10 protein-coding genes are annotated in these 17,242 nt (G+C 58.5%); all 10 read right to left on the bottom strand.

Going from position 1 to position 17,242, the window contains the following annotated elements; all coding sequences use genetic code 11:
- The 10 genes from QMX83_RS02815 to QMX83_RS02770 are packed head-to-tail and all read right to left on the bottom strand — an operon-like array spanning position 1 to position 17,205.
- The gene (locus QMX83_RS02815; RefSeq protein ID WP_282295125.1) at positions 1-2,526 is read right to left on the bottom strand and encodes a PglZ domain-containing protein; all 2,526 of its coding nucleotides are present in this window, start codon (positions 2,524-2,526) and stop codon (positions 1-3) included.
- A complete protein-coding gene (locus tag QMX83_RS02810; RefSeq protein ID WP_282295124.1) occupies positions 2,523-4,331 on the bottom strand; it encodes a DUF262 domain-containing protein in 1,809 nt (602 codons plus the stop codon). Before QMX83_RS02810 ends, QMX83_RS02815 begins: the two co-directional genes overlap by 4 nt.
- Entirely contained in the window at positions 4,328-6,253 is a 1,926-nt protein-coding gene (locus tag QMX83_RS02805) for a type II restriction endonuclease subunit M (RefSeq protein WP_282295123.1), read from the bottom strand. Before QMX83_RS02805 ends, QMX83_RS02810 begins: the two co-directional genes overlap by 4 nt.
- Positions 6,250-8,142 carry an SAM-dependent methyltransferase gene (locus QMX83_RS02800; RefSeq protein WP_282295122.1) on the bottom strand — a complete coding sequence of 631 codons (1,893 nt, stop codon included), beginning with the start codon at positions 8,140-8,142 and terminating at the stop codon, positions 6,250-6,252. Before QMX83_RS02800 ends, QMX83_RS02805 begins: the two co-directional genes overlap by 4 nt.
- A gap of 13 nt (positions 8,143-8,155) precedes the next feature.
- Positions 8,156-9,595, bottom strand: coding sequence for a hypothetical protein (locus tag QMX83_RS02795; RefSeq protein WP_282295121.1), 1,440 nt, complete (start codon positions 9,593-9,595; stop codon positions 8,156-8,158).
- Positions 9,592-11,694: a DEAD/DEAH box helicase gene (locus QMX83_RS02790; protein ID WP_282295120.1), complete on the bottom strand. Its 2,103-nt coding sequence runs from the start codon at positions 11,692-11,694 to the stop codon at positions 9,592-9,594. The genes QMX83_RS02795 and QMX83_RS02790 overlap by 4 nt, the downstream gene beginning before the upstream one ends.
- Before the next feature lie 5 nt (positions 11,695-11,699).
- Positions 11,700-15,329, bottom strand: a complete 3,630-nt coding sequence (brxC, locus tag QMX83_RS02785) for a BREX system P-loop protein BrxC (RefSeq protein ID WP_282295119.1) — start codon at positions 15,327-15,329, stop codon at positions 11,700-11,702.
- Positions 15,330-15,357: 28 nt separating this feature from the next.
- A complete protein-coding gene (locus tag QMX83_RS02780; protein ID WP_004146420.1) occupies positions 15,358-15,933 on the bottom strand; it encodes a BREX protein BrxB domain-containing protein in 576 nt (191 codons plus the stop codon).
- The gene (locus tag QMX83_RS02775; RefSeq protein ID WP_282295118.1) at positions 15,914-16,702 is read right to left on the bottom strand and encodes a DUF1819 family protein; all 789 of its coding nucleotides are present in this window, start codon (positions 16,700-16,702) and stop codon (positions 15,914-15,916) included. Before QMX83_RS02775 ends, QMX83_RS02780 begins: the two co-directional genes overlap by 20 nt.
- 2 nt (positions 16,703-16,704) lie before the next feature.
- On the bottom strand, positions 16,705-17,205 hold the full coding sequence (locus QMX83_RS02770) for a BrxE family protein (RefSeq protein WP_282295117.1): 501 nt from the start codon (positions 17,203-17,205) through the stop codon (positions 16,705-16,707).
- Positions 17,206-17,242 lie beyond the last annotated feature (37 nt).

The raw sequence follows: 17,242 nt of genomic DNA, 5'->3' as shown, positions 1-17,242 counted from the left end.
TCATTCCGTATAGTCGGTTTCAAGCGCTAGATTGCTGTAGGCCGCCAGGGTTGTGGGGTTCAGCGCCACGACCTTGAACTTGCCTCTAAACTCATCATCCATGCGCAACGCAATCTGCTTGCGCTGACCTGGCATCAGGGTCACGGTTCTGGTGGCGGGGTTCACATCGCCGCCTGGGCGCGGCTCTCCTACCACATTGCCATTGCTGTCCTGCGCTTCCAGCAAGATCTCCACGCTCATGTCCTGCGAGAACATATCGTCGGCCACCAGTATCACTTCGATGACCGGCAATCGCGTAGTTATTCGTTTGGCGCCGTTCTTGTAGCTCAGCTCCACTACCACCTTGCGCAGTTCCGCATGGGCAGCGGTGTCCAGCCGCGCTACCAGCACCGGCACCACCGCCTCAGCCAGGGATGCGCCGCCGTGGAAATACAGGTGCCCTGAGCGATAGGGCGCCATACTGCGCGGCAGCGCCACTTGGGAGAAGTCACCGCGAATGCCGACCTTCTCTGCGCTGACAACCAAGCTATGACCATCCGCCGTGCCATCGCCGAGCATCATGCGGTCATGGGCATTCACCGGCCATTTCCCTTGTGGTTTCACGCACACATCGCCAGCTTCTGCTTGCGCGTTCAGGAAAAAGCCGTGGTCGGTGACGATGACCGCCTCTTTGAAGCCCATGCCACGCAGCTTATGCAGTGCCACGCGGATCAGCTTCAGCGTGCCAGGGATCAGGCCCAGCGTCGTTTCCGGGTTGCTTTCCAGTTGGCTGTCGATTTCCGTGGAGCGCAGCACCAGCAGGTCGACGGTTTCGGCAATCTTTGGCTTACCGCGAACAAAGTCGTTCAGCGGCATTTCCGCGAAGCGATCTCCATACCGCTTGGCCAGCACATTCATGCGCTGCGGGACGTTGCCCACCGGCGCCCCCGCCAGCTTGGGCAGGAGTGAGTCGTTCTCCAGCGCCAGGGTCAAACCCGTGCGAGCGCCCGGCAGCAAGCTCGCCATGCCCACTAGGGTGATGGTCGGCAGCTGTGCGTAGGCCGCTTGCAACTCGACGGGACCGTCTTCCGCCAGCAGCTTTTCGAGGGCCACGCCCAACTCGTAACGCAGGGCGTCCACCATCAGGTAGGCCACTTTGCGTCCGCTTTCCTTGAGTCGATCAGCTACCAGCCAATCAAAGGCATCGGCATTGGCCAGGCGCCCAGTGGGTGGCCAACCGGCGGACTCAACGTGCTTCACAAACACGCCCTGAACCTTCTCTGCCAACCGGCGATAGCGCGCCCGTGCTTGGCTGATCACTTCATGCATCAAGCCATGTGGGTCAAGGAAGTCACCCGCCGCTTGCTCAAACTCGCGCTGCAGACGATCTACTTCACGCAGGCTACTCAAGTAGAAGTCAATCAGCTCCGCTTGCGAGCGGGCGTGTTCCGGTAGCTGGCGCTCAAAATCGTCGCAGGCCTCAACCAGGCTCAAACCAGACCGCACCAACTCCCACTGGGCCTGGCTTTCGCCCTTGCCGAGCCATACCGAGCTCTTATGGCGAGTCAGCACGCGGCGCGTGGCATCGGTGTCGCCGCTGACAATGCCCTTGATCGCGGTGCGTAGGAAGGTCCGCTCTTCGAAGGGGAACGTGTCGCGCTCGCCCAGGTCTTCAATCGCACCGCACAGATCGGTCAGGTTGAGCTCCGCCTCGGTGGTCTCGGCGCGCTCGATGTATATCGCGCGTGACTTCGGGTCGCTGCGCAGACGGTCGCACACATCCTCGACGATGGGTCTGGCTTCCATCGGTGCGTGCGGCACACCTTTCAGTGTGTCTGGCAGTGCCACTGGCAAATCGAACACGAATTCACTGAACAGCACATAGCGCCACAGTTCGTCCGCCAGGGCAGACCAGGTCTTGCCGCGGGTCTTCACGCTCAAGCCCAAGGTAGCGCGGAGGAAATCCCGCGCCTCTTGCACCCAACCTTCCTGCCCCTTGAGCGCTTCGGCTTGGCTGGTACTCGGGGCCAGCAATGCGGCCAGAATCTCGCGGCCGGACTCCACCCGCAGAGTGGCTCGCAACTGGGGCCAACTCACACCGCCGCCAATGGCGTCAATCACCGCATACTGCGGTCGTGGTTCGCGCACAAATAGGCTTCGAATTTCTGTCGCGTAATCTGGCTTAGCACGCAGGCACAGGCTCAGGTACTCGTCGCCATCGTCTTGCGGGAACACCGCGCCGCATTCTGCGTACAGCGCGAATGGATCAGCTTGCTTTTGCTCGTCTGTCTCTGGCCGCTTGGAGGGAACATAGATCAACACACCTTCCAAGGGCGCCTTGGGCTGTCCTACATCGCGCAGCGCCAGCAGCGCAGCCTCGCGGCTTTCGATGCTGCTTTCAGACGCATCTACCACCCGCACCTTGTCAGCCGCCAAGTCGAAACACAGCTCGCGGTAGCGCTTATCGGCGTCATACACCACCAAGGCGCCAGCTTGCTTCAGACGCGGCCGCAGTACGCTTTCTCGAATGAATTCTGCAATCGTCATTTGTCACCCCGCAGGCTCAGGATGGACATCACCTCCTTGAGCATCTTGTCTGTTCGCGCCGTAATGGCGGCCTCGTTCCAATCATCTCGGCTGGCCAAGTCGGCATTCAGGTACAAGCCGTTGCGATAGCCAATGAAGTCGCCTTGGTCGTTCTTGCGATCGCGCTTCTTCAAGAATTCCATCGTACCGAGCTTGGAGTTGTAGCCACTCAGGGTCAGGTTGCCGATCTGGTGCGCACAGCGCTCGCGAATGGCAGCCGCAGTGCCTTTCTGGTTCCCTTCGAGCATCGTCACCCAGCCCGGCCCCAAGTTTTCGGTCTTCGGCAGGATGTGTTCGACGGTAAAAACGGGGCGTTCATTGGCGTCATGCACCCACAGGTCGCGTTTGTTTTCACGGGTTTGGTGTGTCTCTTCCAGCTTGCAGAGCATGAACCGCGTGGCGTCGTAATTCTCCAGGTACACATCGCCCTTGAGGCGCGACTCGCAAACATCTTGTGGGGCTGCCCGTCCCAGCAACCAATTACTGCTCTGCTGGATGAAGCCGTCCAGCGCCGTGATCTCGCCACTGCGAATCTGCGTCAGCAGGTGGCCAACCAGATCCATGAACATCGGGTCGAGTTCACGGGTCGGCGGCATATCGGTGAGGTTGCGCCAGAAGAACCACTTGGTGAGCAAAGCGGCCAAGCGGCTCAATGCGTCGCCCTCATTCCACTTCTGGCTCTGCGCGACCTGGCTGGCCCACAACAAGAATGCGTAAGCCGGCGCGGCTCCTAGGCGCTGCAGGTCTTGCAAGGCCGCTGCGGCAGCGTCGCCCCATTCCGCGCGTGCAACCATGGGATTGAGCAGCGCCGAGTAGGTTTTGCCCTTGGCCTGAAGCGCACCGAACAGCCAGACCGGTCGCTTGCGCAGCAGGGTGTCGTAGATGGTGATCAGGTTCGAGCGCGTGGCGCGAGTGCAGCCTTTGACCTCGACCCGCTTGAGGTACTTGAACATGTTGTAAAGCTGGCGCAGGAAGCGCTCCTGAACCGCCGGGTCGGGCAACAGGTCGATCAGGTCTTTCCACTCGTCAAACGCCCGGTCAATGCCATAGTCCGGGCGCTTGTCCAACTCGGCCAACAGGTTGTTCTTGATGATGTCGATGGCCGAGAGCGGGATGCCCCGGTTATTGATCGACTCGAACAACATGAAGGCATCGGAATGGCTGCGCACCTCGATCTTGACCAGCATGGCCGCTTTGAGCTTTTCCAGCAGGGCCAATACGCTGTCCTGGCTCAGCCCTTCCAGTCGCTCGCAGAAATAGCGGTAGGCGCGTGCAATGCGGCGGTTGCCGAAATTGCTCAAGCCCTTCGGCGCTTTCACCTGCTTGGGGAACAGATCGCTCAGCACCTTTTGGAAATCGGTCTTGTTCTGTGCTTGCTCGCTGGGTTCCAGACGCCACTGGCCAGAGGCGCGGACGAAGATGCGGCTTTCCAGATTGTCCAGCTCCACCAGCAAACGGCGATCCGGATTCGGAATGGCATTCAGCTTGTCGTAGAACGCACAGAACAACAGGCTGATGGTGGTGAACCGCTGCTGACCGTCGATCAGCTCCAGACGGCCACCGGCCATCCCATCTTGCTGGGTGTTCACACAGATGATGGAGCCCAGAAAGTGCCCACTGGGCGACTCCTCCAGGTCATTGAACAGCGCGTCCCAGTTCTTGCCGCCCCATACATACTCGCGCTGGTACTTGGGAATGAAGAACGACGTTGTCCCATCGGGGCTGAAGTAGAAGCTGACCGGAAGTGCTTTGACGTCCTGGATCATTCATCGCCTCCGGCCTTCTTTCTGCCGCGCGTCTTCTTCGGCGCTGCCTCGGGCCCGATGTATAAATCCTCCAGAGCATGGGCGATGGCGAGCGACTTGTCGGTCTTGCACTTCTCGCGAACGCGCTCGGGCCAGTAGTTCATGGCCAGGTGCGCCCAGTCGTAATCGCCTTTTTCCAGCTTGGCCCAGGTGTCTTTCAATAGCTTTTGCCAGGGCTTATGGCGGAACAGTGGCCACAGCGGTGCGGCGCTGATCTGCACGCCATCGTCGTGGTTGGGCTTGTAGGTGGGCGCCAGCTTGAGCAGGGTGTCGCGCAGCTCGATCAGCTCCTTCTCGAAATCATGCAGAGTTTCGAATTGCTTATCGTCGTCACGCGTGCGGGCCGAACCCTTGTTACGCAGCGCCGTCACATCGTCGCCGACTTGCTTGAGCTTGGGCTCAACGAAGTCATTGATCGCCGTGTACAGCGTCTGGCTGGTAAGACTGGGGTAATAGACCCACAGCGTGTAGTGGCCGGAGGTCGTGCTCATCGGCCAGTAGATGGGCGCTTTGCGGCGGCTCTTGGAATAGCGTTGCAGGTGAAAAGCGAAGAAGTCCCGCTGCTGCCAGCGGCGCACATCCTCCGGGACGGGCGCATCGACACGAGCAAGAACCTCCTCAGTCAGGCGCGCGAGATCGTGGGGATGACCTTGGTCGTCCACCAGGATGCCCGCATGCGCGTGGAAGGGAGCGGCACCGTCCGGGAGCATGCCGGGGCTCTTGGCTGGTAACGGGTCGAAGGGGGCGGGCTCGGCAGGTGCTGCGCGTTCGTTGGTGGCAAGGCGCCAATCGAATCGACCGAAGGCCACGCCCACGGCCCAACTCAGCAGGCCTGCCGTTTGATCTATGGGTGGGGCATCGTCCTCATCATCACCTTCGTCGTCCGCGCTGACTTCTGCATCGCCCTCATTCACCGCACCCTGGTCGCCCTGCACGGCAGCGCGGTCGGCATCTGAAAAGCCGTAGAGGTCGAAGGCGATGGCGTCGATCTCAGCCTGGATGCGTACCAGCTCCACATTGATGGCGGGTGGATCGTAATCCCCCAGACAAGCACGCAGCGCAGCAGGCAGCGCGAAGGCGTGAGAGGTTTCTTCAATGCTATCCAGCGAGCGCTTGAGCGACCACGCGCGGTGGGCTAAGACAGCCAGATCGGCTTGCTGACTCGAATTTAATTCTGGAACTGGCGTCTGTTGAATCAAGCCAACTTCATAAGATTGAGCTAGCTCAGTTCGTGCCAATTGCAGAGAAACCAAGTAGCCAAACGGCTTTGAGTTCAGTACAGCAGACAACCCCAACAGAGACAATTCATCATCAGAGCTTGAGAATCCCACAGGCCCCTTATGACCGAAAATGCATTGGGACGGTATTACCCTGAAACTCAATCCATTGGTTCGAAGTGGCCACGTTAACCCAGGACGGAAGAAAAATTTAGGCGCGGTGTCTTTCAACATCCAAACATTCGAGCGAATTCCGCCCTTTTCATTCAGGTTGTTCTTGATCTCTGCGCCATCGCTGGTCCAGTTGACCATCAGATATACGTCAGCATAGTGCTGAGAATGTGCGCCTCCCTTGGCGAAGCAATACCAATCGGTGGCACTCGGCATTACCTCCCACCAAACACGGAGGAATCGATTGTCGTCAGCAGTCGCCAGCCCCTGTTTTGCTGTTCGCCCCTCCGACTCAAACCGAGTGTGTTTTATAAACGCCGAACGTATCGATTGATTAACCCAATAAGAAAATGGAGCACCTGGAATAATCTTGAAATCAATAGGATCGGCGTGAAAAACACGATCATCGGATAAACCAGCACGACTTGCGCTAATGGCCGAAACCATTGCACTTTGCTTGTCGCTCTCCTTCATCAAGCGCAAAAATATCGTCATGCCGTTTTCTCCAAGACATAGGCTGCCGCCTCAACGGCCGCATCATCCATGACGCCAACACCGAGATCAGCAAAGGCATCGGGAGTGGATAGACCCAGCACTACATTTTCTCGCCACTTTTTGAAATCGGAGAGAAAGAAGCATGTCCGAGAAGTAATCGCACCAACCCGCCCACATGGGCGGAGCAGCTCTAGACCACGCTCAACGAAAATCGCTAGCAAGTCGTTTTTTGAGTTTGGATAACTTTTCGATAGACCATCTTTCACGCCAAGACTAAGCGCGCCAAAGGGCGGATTCATCACCACCACATCGAACACTTCACGGCACAGATCGATGAGCCGCAATCCTTGCAGGGCATCCTGAGCAAACAGGCGCCCCTGATACGTCGACTTGGCTGCCTGGGCGAATTCAGTGAGCGCCGTACGCAGACGAGCCTCCGCCTGCTGCCAGCTCTCTTGCTCCTGTTGGGCAAACAGGCCGGTGCCTTTGCCCACATAGACCTGGCGAATCAAGTGCGGCAACTCGCGCTCGACTTGGAGTAGCACGCCCATCTCAGGCAGGCCCTTAAGCAAATGCAGGGTCTTCTCGAACAGCTCGGCATCGCGCTGATCGAGGTTGGCGGCAAACTGCTGGCGCAGCTCACGCTCTGCCGGCGGCGCAATGGCGGCAACTACATGGCCTCGCCCAATCGGCGGGCGGTCTTTGGCCTTCACACCGGCATCGTGCCAAGCACGCTGCGCTCGCAGCCACAGTGCCAGAGATGCGATCTGCGCAGCGCGCGGATCGATGTCCACGCCATAGATGTTGTGTTCGATGATCAGACGCGGCACGTCGCGCAGAAAGGCCGCCTCGTCTTCGTAGGTCTGGCACAGTGGCTTGAGCGCTGCCTGTGGCTGAGTCAAGACATCGAGCGAGCCCGGGCCGTGCTGCTGTTCCCAGGACCATGCCTCGCGGTAAATCTCAGCGAATAGATCGAAGGCATACAGACCAAAGTGCATGGAGCCGCAGGCCGGGTCCAGCAGCTTGAGGGTGCGCGGGTCACGCAGCTTGGTGGCGGCTTGTGGCGTCTCGTCCGGTTTCACCAGCAAGTATTGGCAGCGATCGCGCAGGCCGGTGGCCCCGCCCGTGGCGTTGAACCAAAGGCGCCCGAGCGTGTTGTCCACCAGAAACTCCACCACGTAGCGCGGAGTAAAGAACTGGTTGCGCACGGCCAATTCGCGGCTGTTGCGCGGCGCCTGGCTGGCATCGCGCATGGCTTTGCGCTCTTCTTTGGAGTTGAAGTACTGGTAGATCCAGCCGATGGTTTCGTCCTCGCTCCACAGTGGGGCGATGTCGGCATCGTTGATCAGGTTCAGCACTTGCAGCAGTGCCGCCTCGCGCGGGAACAGGCGGCCCTGCGGTGAGTAGCGGTCGAACAGGCCCGGCAGGTCTTGCGCGAGTTCATCAAACACACTGAACAGGTACACACGGTAGGCATCGCCGGTTTCACCCAGGCCGGTGCCGGCCAGTCGCGCATAGAGCTGAAAGCCCTTGGCCTGGAAGCCGTTGCCGGCCGATTCGACCAGCAGGCCGCGTGCTTCGGCCATGCGTAGGGCGGCCAGGCGGTTGAGCACGGTGAAGGCCTGCTCGCGCACGATGCGATCCAGACCCTGGGTGGCATTCATGTCGCCGCTGGCGGTGTAGTGCGCCAGGGTATCTCGCAGGATACGAGCGGTTTCTCGCTGGGCGTCGTTGATGTGGCGCAGGCTGGCCAGCTCCGCCACAGTGCCCGCGTCGGGGTCCATGCCATAGTCGTTCTGGAGCTGGCGAGTGAACTCCTCCTCCAGCACCCGGCGCGCGTCGTTGACGAAGCGCTGCAGGCGGTTTCTTGTTGTTTGGTCGAAAGCCATGTATGCCTATCTCTTAGAAGTCAGCGGAGAGCTGCTGGTCTTCTTGTTCAATAAATTTCACGGCACGCCAGCCGGTCTTGCCTTGCTTGTTGGTGCGCCGAATGGCCTGGCAGGTGACGTCGTATTGCGTTCCAGGAGTGAAGGCTTCGGCCATCTCTGGGGCGACGAAGATGTCATCTCGACTGGTACGGATGAATGCAAATGTTTTACCCTCTTGCCTATCCAAGGTGCCGCTAAACATTTCGCACAGGCCAGGAATGGTTTGAACTTCTGACATTCGCCAATCCAGAGGGTGGCCATCAGACTCGGCGCGGCCAATCTCCACCACGGTACCGGGCAACAAGCCTGCCACCGTGGGAAATTTTTTATGCAATAGCCCGATGCCGGTAGTGGCGCCGGTCGCTATATAGCTGAGTCCCTTTCCTGAATTGATGTGGTCAATGACGCCGCGAGTGTAGGTAAGGTTTTGTCGCTCCAGTTGTTGAAGCAATGCACGTGCACTGGACTCAGCTTTCGGCAGCGGCTGTAGAGAGTTATTGGCGAGTGCGTCTTGATACCAGTCACTGGCAAGCAGTTGATGTAGTTCCTGCGGCACTTTGTAGGCGTGCTGCTCCCTGTACTGCAGTGCCAGGTTCGCCTGGTGTGCTGCCTCGTTGAAACGGCCCACAAGCGCGAGGCACTGTGCCAAATGGATACGCACCTTTGCGACTTCCTGCTCCTCCCGAGCCAGCTGAGTTGCATGGGTATAACAGGTCAACGCATCCTGTGGATGCTCAATTTCCAGGATTTCACCTAGTAGCACCCATGGCCAAGCCGCGCGCGACTGGCGGCGCAACACTGGCGTCAATCGCTTGATCGCAAGGTCTGGTTCGCCGTTGGCCAGGTGCAGTTTGCTCTGGTAGTAGTTGAGCCATTGGTCGTTTGGCTCGTCCCTTAGCGCTTGCTCCAAAACGCCAAGGCCCCACTCGTTTAGCGCCTGATCCGACTGTGGATCGACGGCTTTAGCCGCTGTCTCACGACAGACGGCACGTATGAAGCGTTTATTTAAACTATCTACAGTCTTTCCTGCCTCATTGACGAAAGGCTTCTTGTCCTCTTCTGAAAAACTATCTTTTCCCACCCAGCGGGCAAAAATAAGAAATTCAGACCAGTCCTTGGATGCCTTCCCGGCAAGGCGAAGAAATTGTGAAAAGGCACTATCGCCACGCAGCGCGTCAGCCATCTGCGAAAACTCGCGCATGTACGGTGACAGTTGACCAGATAACGCTACAGGAGACAGTTGCTTTGCCTCGTAACGATCGACAATTTCTTTTACATGGTCATACAGCGCCCAGGCGTAGGCCCGAAGGAACCATACGTCAGCAGTGTTTCCGGGATACTCTGACCTGGCCAAATCCAGGGCTTCTGCATGCCGCCTTTGCTTGCGAAGTGCAAATATCTCACCGGAACTCACTGGATTTCCTCTTTTTTCGCAATCATCAAACTCTGTACTTCCTCATAGAGGCCGTGGCTGCTGCCTGGGCCGCCGACTTCCTGAGCAGCCGTCCAAGTAAAGGTGCCGTCGTAAGTGAAATCAATCTCACCTTTGCGACAAGCATCAGCAAAGCTCACTCGCAGCCGATACGGCATGGGCTTTTGACCGATACGTTGAATCCCCGAGTCGGCAATAGCTTCATCCAGACCATCCAGAAACTCTTGTATAAACTGGCTAGGCTGCTCCGTGCTGGATTTGGCAGCCAGCACACCAAGCGATGTCAACGCGTCCTCTGCCAATTGACTATCGGATAATGCGCCAGGAACAGATCCAGAGCGACCGACCTGCAATTTGCCGTTGTAGTAATACTGAACTATGGCGCGTTTGCCATTGCGCGATAGGGTGTAGCGCTCGCAATACTGCAAGTGCTGCAGCTGTTCAATTTCGATGCCTTGAGCCCCCCATACTAGGCGTAACTGCTGATGGGTTTTCATCAAGGGGGCGATAGCGGGTGTGAACGAAAGCCTCTGCCAGTCTGGATCAGCAGTGAGCTCCTGAAGGCCTGCCTTATCAGGCTTTGCAGATGCGCCTGATGAACCACCCCAAGCGATGTCACCTGCTGGCGTGAAGCCAGGGGGATTCACGATGATCAGTTTCTTGGCTGCTCGTGTGATGGCCGTATAAGCCCAACGGAAGAACGATGCATTGCGCGAGCCCCTGCTGGACTCGAAATCAACAAGGACCGTATTCCATTCCCCGCCCTGCGCCTTGTGACAGGTCATGGCATAGCCGTACTTGACCTGAAGCGCGTTGAAGTACGGGTCGTCACGGATAGCTTTCCGGAATTCATCCGACTTTGGAGGCAGGTCAGGGTGGCGCTTTCGAAAATCTACCAACAGCGCCCGCTGCTCCAACGGGATCAATTCGCGGTTAGGTGAATCTAGCAAGTTCTCTAGTACAAGACAGTTTGTCTGGATGACGCTGCCATCCGCGTCACGAAAAGCCACGGTGATATTGCGGAACCACAACTCAACATGGTGGCCTCCTTTGAGACTCACTGGCACGCGTTGCGCGTCTGCCCCCACCTCTATGACCTTGACCAGATCGCCATTGCTGAGTTCGTGCGTTGTTGAGTTTTTGTTGATCAACAGCGTTTCGCCTACCTGGATAGGCAGACTGGCATCACCCCAACGACGATCTCTGATGTTACGGTTGTAGTCCAGCGCAGTGGAGTTGGAGTGCACGACTGCGACGTTAGAAGTTTTTGCCTGCAACCCTTGAACGATCAGATCGACAGCTTTTCGGGCATCTACCTGTTCAATATCCTGCCCATTGGGCTGCAGTGAAAATTTATTGAACCGCTCGGCCAGCATTGCGTCGCGCAACTCCGTCGCGCGGTCGAGAATGGCACTGTCCTGCGCCTGACGCATGACATTTTTCAAATCAAACGAGCCCACCTTCAACTTGAATTGCTCACTCAGATACGCATCTGACAAGGCAGGTGACGAATTTTCTCCAACCGGAGGTAGCTGCGCAGGATCGCCGACGAAAAGCAGCTTGGTAAGGTGGTCCTTTGTGCGACCTGATCTGTTCATTCGAGCAAAGGTCACGATATCCAGTAGCAATCTGCCGGAACCGAACTGCATGAAATCACCGTGATTCTCCTTATCTCCGACCATTGACGATTCGTCGATCACAAACAAGGAAACAACCGACTCATCCTCCTTCAATGGAAAGATCATCCGCATTCCGGGGTCGTTGGCCGTCTCGGCCCCTTCATTCACCTCTAAATGGGTAAGCCTGTAAATCGCCCGATGGATAGTCGAACCTTCGTATCCAGGGCTTCCAGTGATTTGCTTGATCTTGTTGCCCAGAATGCGGGCGGCCCGGCCTGTTGGTGCCAGGAGACAGCAGGAAAGGTTCATCTCCTCTAGCGTTTTGACCAGTTTGGCAATAAGTGTGGTCTTACCAGTGCCTGCACTGCCACGCAAGATAAAAGCATCTCGAGAGTCATCAAGAAGAAAAGTTTTAATGGCGTCAAGCGCGGTGGATTGCTCTCCGGTCAGTTGTATTTCCATTCCGTTCAGTCTCCCCCGCCATTCATCACAAACTTGATTTCCGCCTCTGTATAGAGGCCAAGCTGCACCTTGATTTCCTGTAGCTGTAGGATCAACGCCTCAATGTCTGCAGCCGACGTCATCTTCACTGGAATCGCGATCGACTTGATCAGCTTGGCTGGGCCTTCTTCTCCGTTCTTGGAGCGCTCTTCCTCCATGCGCTGGCGAAGCCGCTCCTGGCCTTGGCGCTGGATGGAGCGCTTCAGGTCTTCGAGGGTGCTGTTGATGTCGTAATCGCGGGCAAGCAGCTTCTTCAGTCCGGCCAGATCCTGCGTGGCGGCCAGGGCGAGCCCGTCCAGCCGGTTCACGGCGTTGCCGCGCTCCTCCTGGGTGAGCTCTTCCCACTCGGGGATGCGCTGCAGATCTTCGACACCTTCCTTCAAACGGAGCTTCTGCTGATCGGAGAGCGTGATGACCGCATCGCGCACGCGGCCCTTCAGATGGGTGAGCTGCGAATTGAAGTCGGCGGTGTGTTTGTAGAAGTCTTCCTTGCCCAGGCGCTCTGACAGGGTTCCCAGGTCTTCGGCGAGTTCGCGGCGCAGCTCCCCTGGCACGCCGGTGTCCGGCAAGGCTTCGATGTCGCGGCGATGGGCTTGCAAGTCACGCAGGGTGGCGTCGAGCCCGTTGTCGAGGGCCCGCTTCACTTCGAGGGCCCACTTAAGGTTGTCGTAAATGGCGGAGGTTTCGGCACCCAAGCGCTGCGGGGCATCGGAGGCATCGGTGAACAGGACATCGGCAATGTCCTGGTTCAAGGTACGGATGCGGTCACTGCCCGCCAGCCCAAGGCCGCTGAGCTTTTCGGCCAAGGAGCCGTAGTCGTGCTGGAAGCGCGGGAAGTGCTTCGCCGCCGCCTTGCTGATCTCTTGTTCCAGCGGGATCACCATGTCGCCCACCAGTTCGGTGAGCCTTTCAGCGGCACGTCCGAGCGTTTCGATGGACGGGCGCTCGTCGCGCAGTGCGACGCCGATCTGTTTGAAGGAGTTGTTGGTCTTCAGCGCGTCGATCGCCTGTTGCCCAGCTGCTGTGACTTCACGGCCCGAGACCTTGAGCTTGATTTCGCCCGCCATAAGCATGGCGGCCACGATGTAGCGCGTGGTATCGGGTGACCAGCCAAACGGATCGCTGCTGAAGTCATCGAGCAGGCGCTTGCCATCGACCGTGCCGCGCTTGTCGATGTAGTCGCGGATGCTGATCATCGCCTTGTGGTCAGTCTTGAACGAGGCGCGACCGGCCACGGTTTGCACCAGGCTGAGCGGGTCCAGCGCACTGCTGATGGCGGCGGGGTTGGCGACCTTGAGGAATTTCTCGGCGGTGTCGGTTCCAGCGCGTACCGGAGCTTCTACGTACCGGTCGAACACCTGGTCGGCCACGTCGGAGAGCAGCTTCTTGGCGGCCTCCAGCAAATCAGCATCCAGTGCCGACACCGCCGTGGCCTGGCCGCGGAACACAAACGAGCCGGCTTGCAGAGTTTGTTTGATCTTGCTCTGGAGCTGGGTCGCCAGCTTGGCAGCACGGTCGAGCTGGCCGGTGCAGTAGTCCTTTACCTCTTGGTCGGGCTCGTTGCGGTGCAGCTCGGCAATGCGCTGACAGCGATAGATTTCGTTCGCCAGATCGTCGAGTTCGGAATTGGCGCGAGCCAAGAGCCCGATGACGTTCCGACCGGCCCGACTACGGGAGTCATCCAGCATCCGGTTCTTGGCGGTGTCGTAGTCACTGGCAGGCACCAACTCAACAACGGTTTGTATGGTGCTCTGATCACCGGCTAGGCTGGTGATGGCGCTGCCGGCCTGGACTTTCAGACCCGTTGCGACGGCCATCGTGCCGTGGAGGCTGACACGGGGCAGCGGATCGAAGGATTCGCGCAACGCATCGTTGAAAATGCGCTTCACATCCACGGTGCGCAACGCAATGGCGCCACGCTCCTGCTCGATATCCCGCAGCTTCTCGCTGAGGAACACGAGGTTGCCATCCTTCTCGCCCAGCGGCACATGCACGTCGTTCAGCATCTCTTCGACGGCTTTCTTTACCGTATCAAGCTGCGATGCTGCAGTGATCGACGGGTGCATCAAACTGGCGACGTTCTGCACCGACACCGGCAGGTTGCCGAGGATCTGCAGTACGGCGACGGACTTGGCGATGTCCTGATGCAGTTGCGAATCCGGGAAGCGAATCTGGACCTTGCCAACCGCCTGGTGGATGGACGTGAAAGCGCGACGAATGTCCTTCTCCAGTTCGTCGTAAAGCGTGACCGTGGTGGCGAGCCAGCCGACCGGCTGATCGGCCATCGCCTTCGAGCCGCCTTCGCCTTTCAAGACATCCTGGATCACCTTGATCGCAGAGCGCAGGCCGATGCCGCCAGTGGACTTGGCCAGGGCGCCCAGCAAGTGCAGCAGGATGTCGAAGTGAGCTGGCAGGAACGGGTAGAGATTAGTGAAACTCTCTTTGCTGAAGTCCGCGTCGTAGTACTTGGCGTCTTGCAACTTGGTGTTGTGTCGCAGCGCCTGACCATGGGCATCGAACAGCTTGCCCAGTTCGGTCTCGCCAGCCGGTGACTTGCCGAGCAGGCGGCGATAGCAGATCTCTTTGATGTCGCTCGATTCAAGGCCAATCTGGATCGGAAAGCGGTCCTTCAGCTTGTAGAGCTTGTCGGAGTTCAGCGCGGCGCGCGGGTCGTCTTCCGTCAGCGTCTGCTGCGCGGTAGAGATGATCCAGGCCTTGCCGTCGCCCAGCCGCTTGAGGTTCTTGGCCAGGCCATCAAGGTTGAGGATCAGGTTGTCGCGTGAGGCCACGTACTGGCCGACTTCGTCGACGATGAAGATGATGTTCTGCTTACCACTCTTCTCGCGGACGATGTCGATCATCTCCTGCACGCGCTGGTCTTCGAACTGGAAGAAGCCCTCGGTGCTGGACGAGAAGGACTTGGCCTCCGGGAAGAGTGCCGGGTACATCTCGTGGGCTATCTTGGGGATCAGCCCGTCGATAGCGAGCGGGTTGTTTTGTACGCGGGCCCAGGTCGCACCCGGCAGCGCTTGGGCAATACGATCGTGCAACTCGGGGGTGCGACCGTCCTTCTCGACCATGCGCTCAAAAGCGGCAACCTTGAGGTTGCGCGAGTAGCCGGCCCATTGCAGCACCTTGAAGTAGAGGACCGTGGAGACGTCTTCCATCGTGGCGCCGGCGAGCATTTCACTGGCGAGGTCGAGCATGACCACAGCGGCAGGCAAGCGCTTCGCCACAGTGCTGAGGAGGGCCTTGGTTTGTGGCTTGTGCAGGCGGTCCTGCAGGTAATTGATGAACGGCGTGCCGTCGATGGTGCGCTGATCGTCAAACGCCAGGCCGAGGTACTTGGTGAACGAGCTCTTACCGGAGCCGTAGAAGCCTGAAACCCAGACGCCCACCTCGTTTTCACCACCGGACTCCATCGCGAGCTGCATGCGATCGAGGAGCTTGCGAAACTGCTCCTCAATGCTTTCGGTGACCACGTATTCGGAGATCTCAGCCTTGAGGCGGCCTTCTTGCGAGGCGCCATAGGTGATGACCTTCTCAATGGTCCGGTAGATGTCCTTGCTTGGGTCGAAGAGTGAGCGAATGGTCATAGGTTTATCCCAGGGTTCTTTTGTCTGTTCAGCCGCCGACGTGGACAGAGCGGTAATTGCCGTCTTCCGGGTAGAAGCCGAGAAACTTCAGGCGCGTCTTGCCGGTTCGCACGCCGGGGTACAGAAAAATCGTCGGCACATGAAACTTGCCCTGGAGCTGGCTTTCGATGGCGCCGATGCGCATAAACGGATGCAGTGCCTCAAGGTCCGTTACCAAGAGCAGCGCGTTCTGCTGGCCTTCGAGCGGCTGCAGGGCATCCTCAAGTCGCTTCAACAGGCCGTTATCCGCCGTCAGAATGTCCGCCAGCGCCTTGTTGGTACGCGGCCAATCCAGCGGAGCGGACTTGTCCTCCATCACGCACAGCGACCAAAACGGGTCGTCTTTGAGCAGGGCCCAGATCTGTTCAGCGATGGAGAATGTGTGCACGTCCCAGCCTTCCTGATGCAGCTTGGCCACCCAAGCGGGCGTTTGCCGCTTCACCTCGAGGATCTGCTCTGGTGGGAATACGAGGTAGTAAATCGGCTCGAAGCTCGCATGACCGAGCTCACGCCCGTGGCGGATGCGCTCGCGCAACTCGTCGAAATCAGCTTTGAGTGAGGACATCGCAGAGCGCCTCCATGTCTTGTTGTTTCCAGCTGATGCGGATCACGTCGCCAGCAGCCTGGACGATGAGCAACCCCTTCAGCGAGAGTCGTTTGATTTCCTCCAGCACGTCTTCGCGCGCCAGGCCAAAAAGCTGCCAGTCTTCGTGGGTCAGCAGCGCGTTATCACCCACGCCGGAAAAGTGCAGCTCATAGGCTAGATATGCAGCCGCAGACGGCGAGATGCGGAACGGCAGGATGCGGCGGCTTGAACGCAAACCGCGCTCGAGCATTCCGTAGTCGGCGCAGCACCCGGTCAGGTAGGCGGAAACGCGCCGCACTGTCGTCTCAGACCAGCGTTTAACTGTCTTGCCGTCATCGATGCCTCTCTCGACAAAGGCACGGGCGTCTTCATTGGTGATCTGTGTGTATCCACCGGCGTATCGAGCCCAGTAAACGTGGCGCACGAAGTCACCAAGAATGGGATTGGCGCGGCTCGTGAAAACCAGCATGAGCTGCGTCAGATCAACAGTGGAAATTGTTGCCGACAGGCGCTTGAGGTGAGCAGCCGGTGTACCGCCATTGACCAGATAGCGCGGGGCAAAGCATTCGACGACGATGTTGCGGAGTCGGCGCGCGGTAACTGTGGGGAATCGGCCAGACTCCAGCGCGACTTGATGCAACTGATTCGCCGACATGCCTGGCGACCACAGCTCGAGCAGCGTCTTGGTCTCATTGACCAGCCCGAGGCCTGCTTGTAACTGTGTCGTGTAGGGCTTGTTATCGGCCACGATCAACCCACCAGATACGGATATGTTTTGGCGTCCTGCGTGAACGCCGATAGATAGGCTGCCGCGATGGCCTTCAGGGTGTCGGTGGAATCAATATCCTTGATGCTTCCGACCGCCGTTGGACCCACGCTGGACGTGCCGCTCGTCGCGGCCAAGCGCTTCAACGCATCCAGGGCAGCCTCTTTGCTCTGCGGTGTGTGACTGGCGAGTTCTTCTCCCGCGCTGCTTTGTACGATCGCATGCAGGTCTTGTTCGACTTCTTCAGGCAGCCGGAACAGGTGGTAGCTACCCACGCTCAAATGCTCGTCGTGCAATCGTCTGGCTGCTTCCAGCACACCGTGATACTGAGCAAGGCGAGACGTTTTCGAGAAGACGGGTTCCAGGAAGAGCTTGCTTGATGCCTCATAGAACGCCGTGGGCCACCAGGCGCACTGAGCACGCTCGCCGAGGAAGCCCACAAGGAGCCTCATTTGCAGCAACGTGGGTAGGTAGGATTCTTTCATCTCAACTCTCGTCATTCGTTTGTTCTGCCGACGCAGC

The sequence above is a fragment of the Stenotrophomonas sp. PS02289 genome (genome assembly GCF_029960115.1).
Taxonomy (GTDB): domain Bacteria; phylum Pseudomonadota; class Gammaproteobacteria; order Xanthomonadales; family Xanthomonadaceae; genus Stenotrophomonas.
This window is presented reverse-complemented; position numbering and strand designations above follow the sequence as displayed.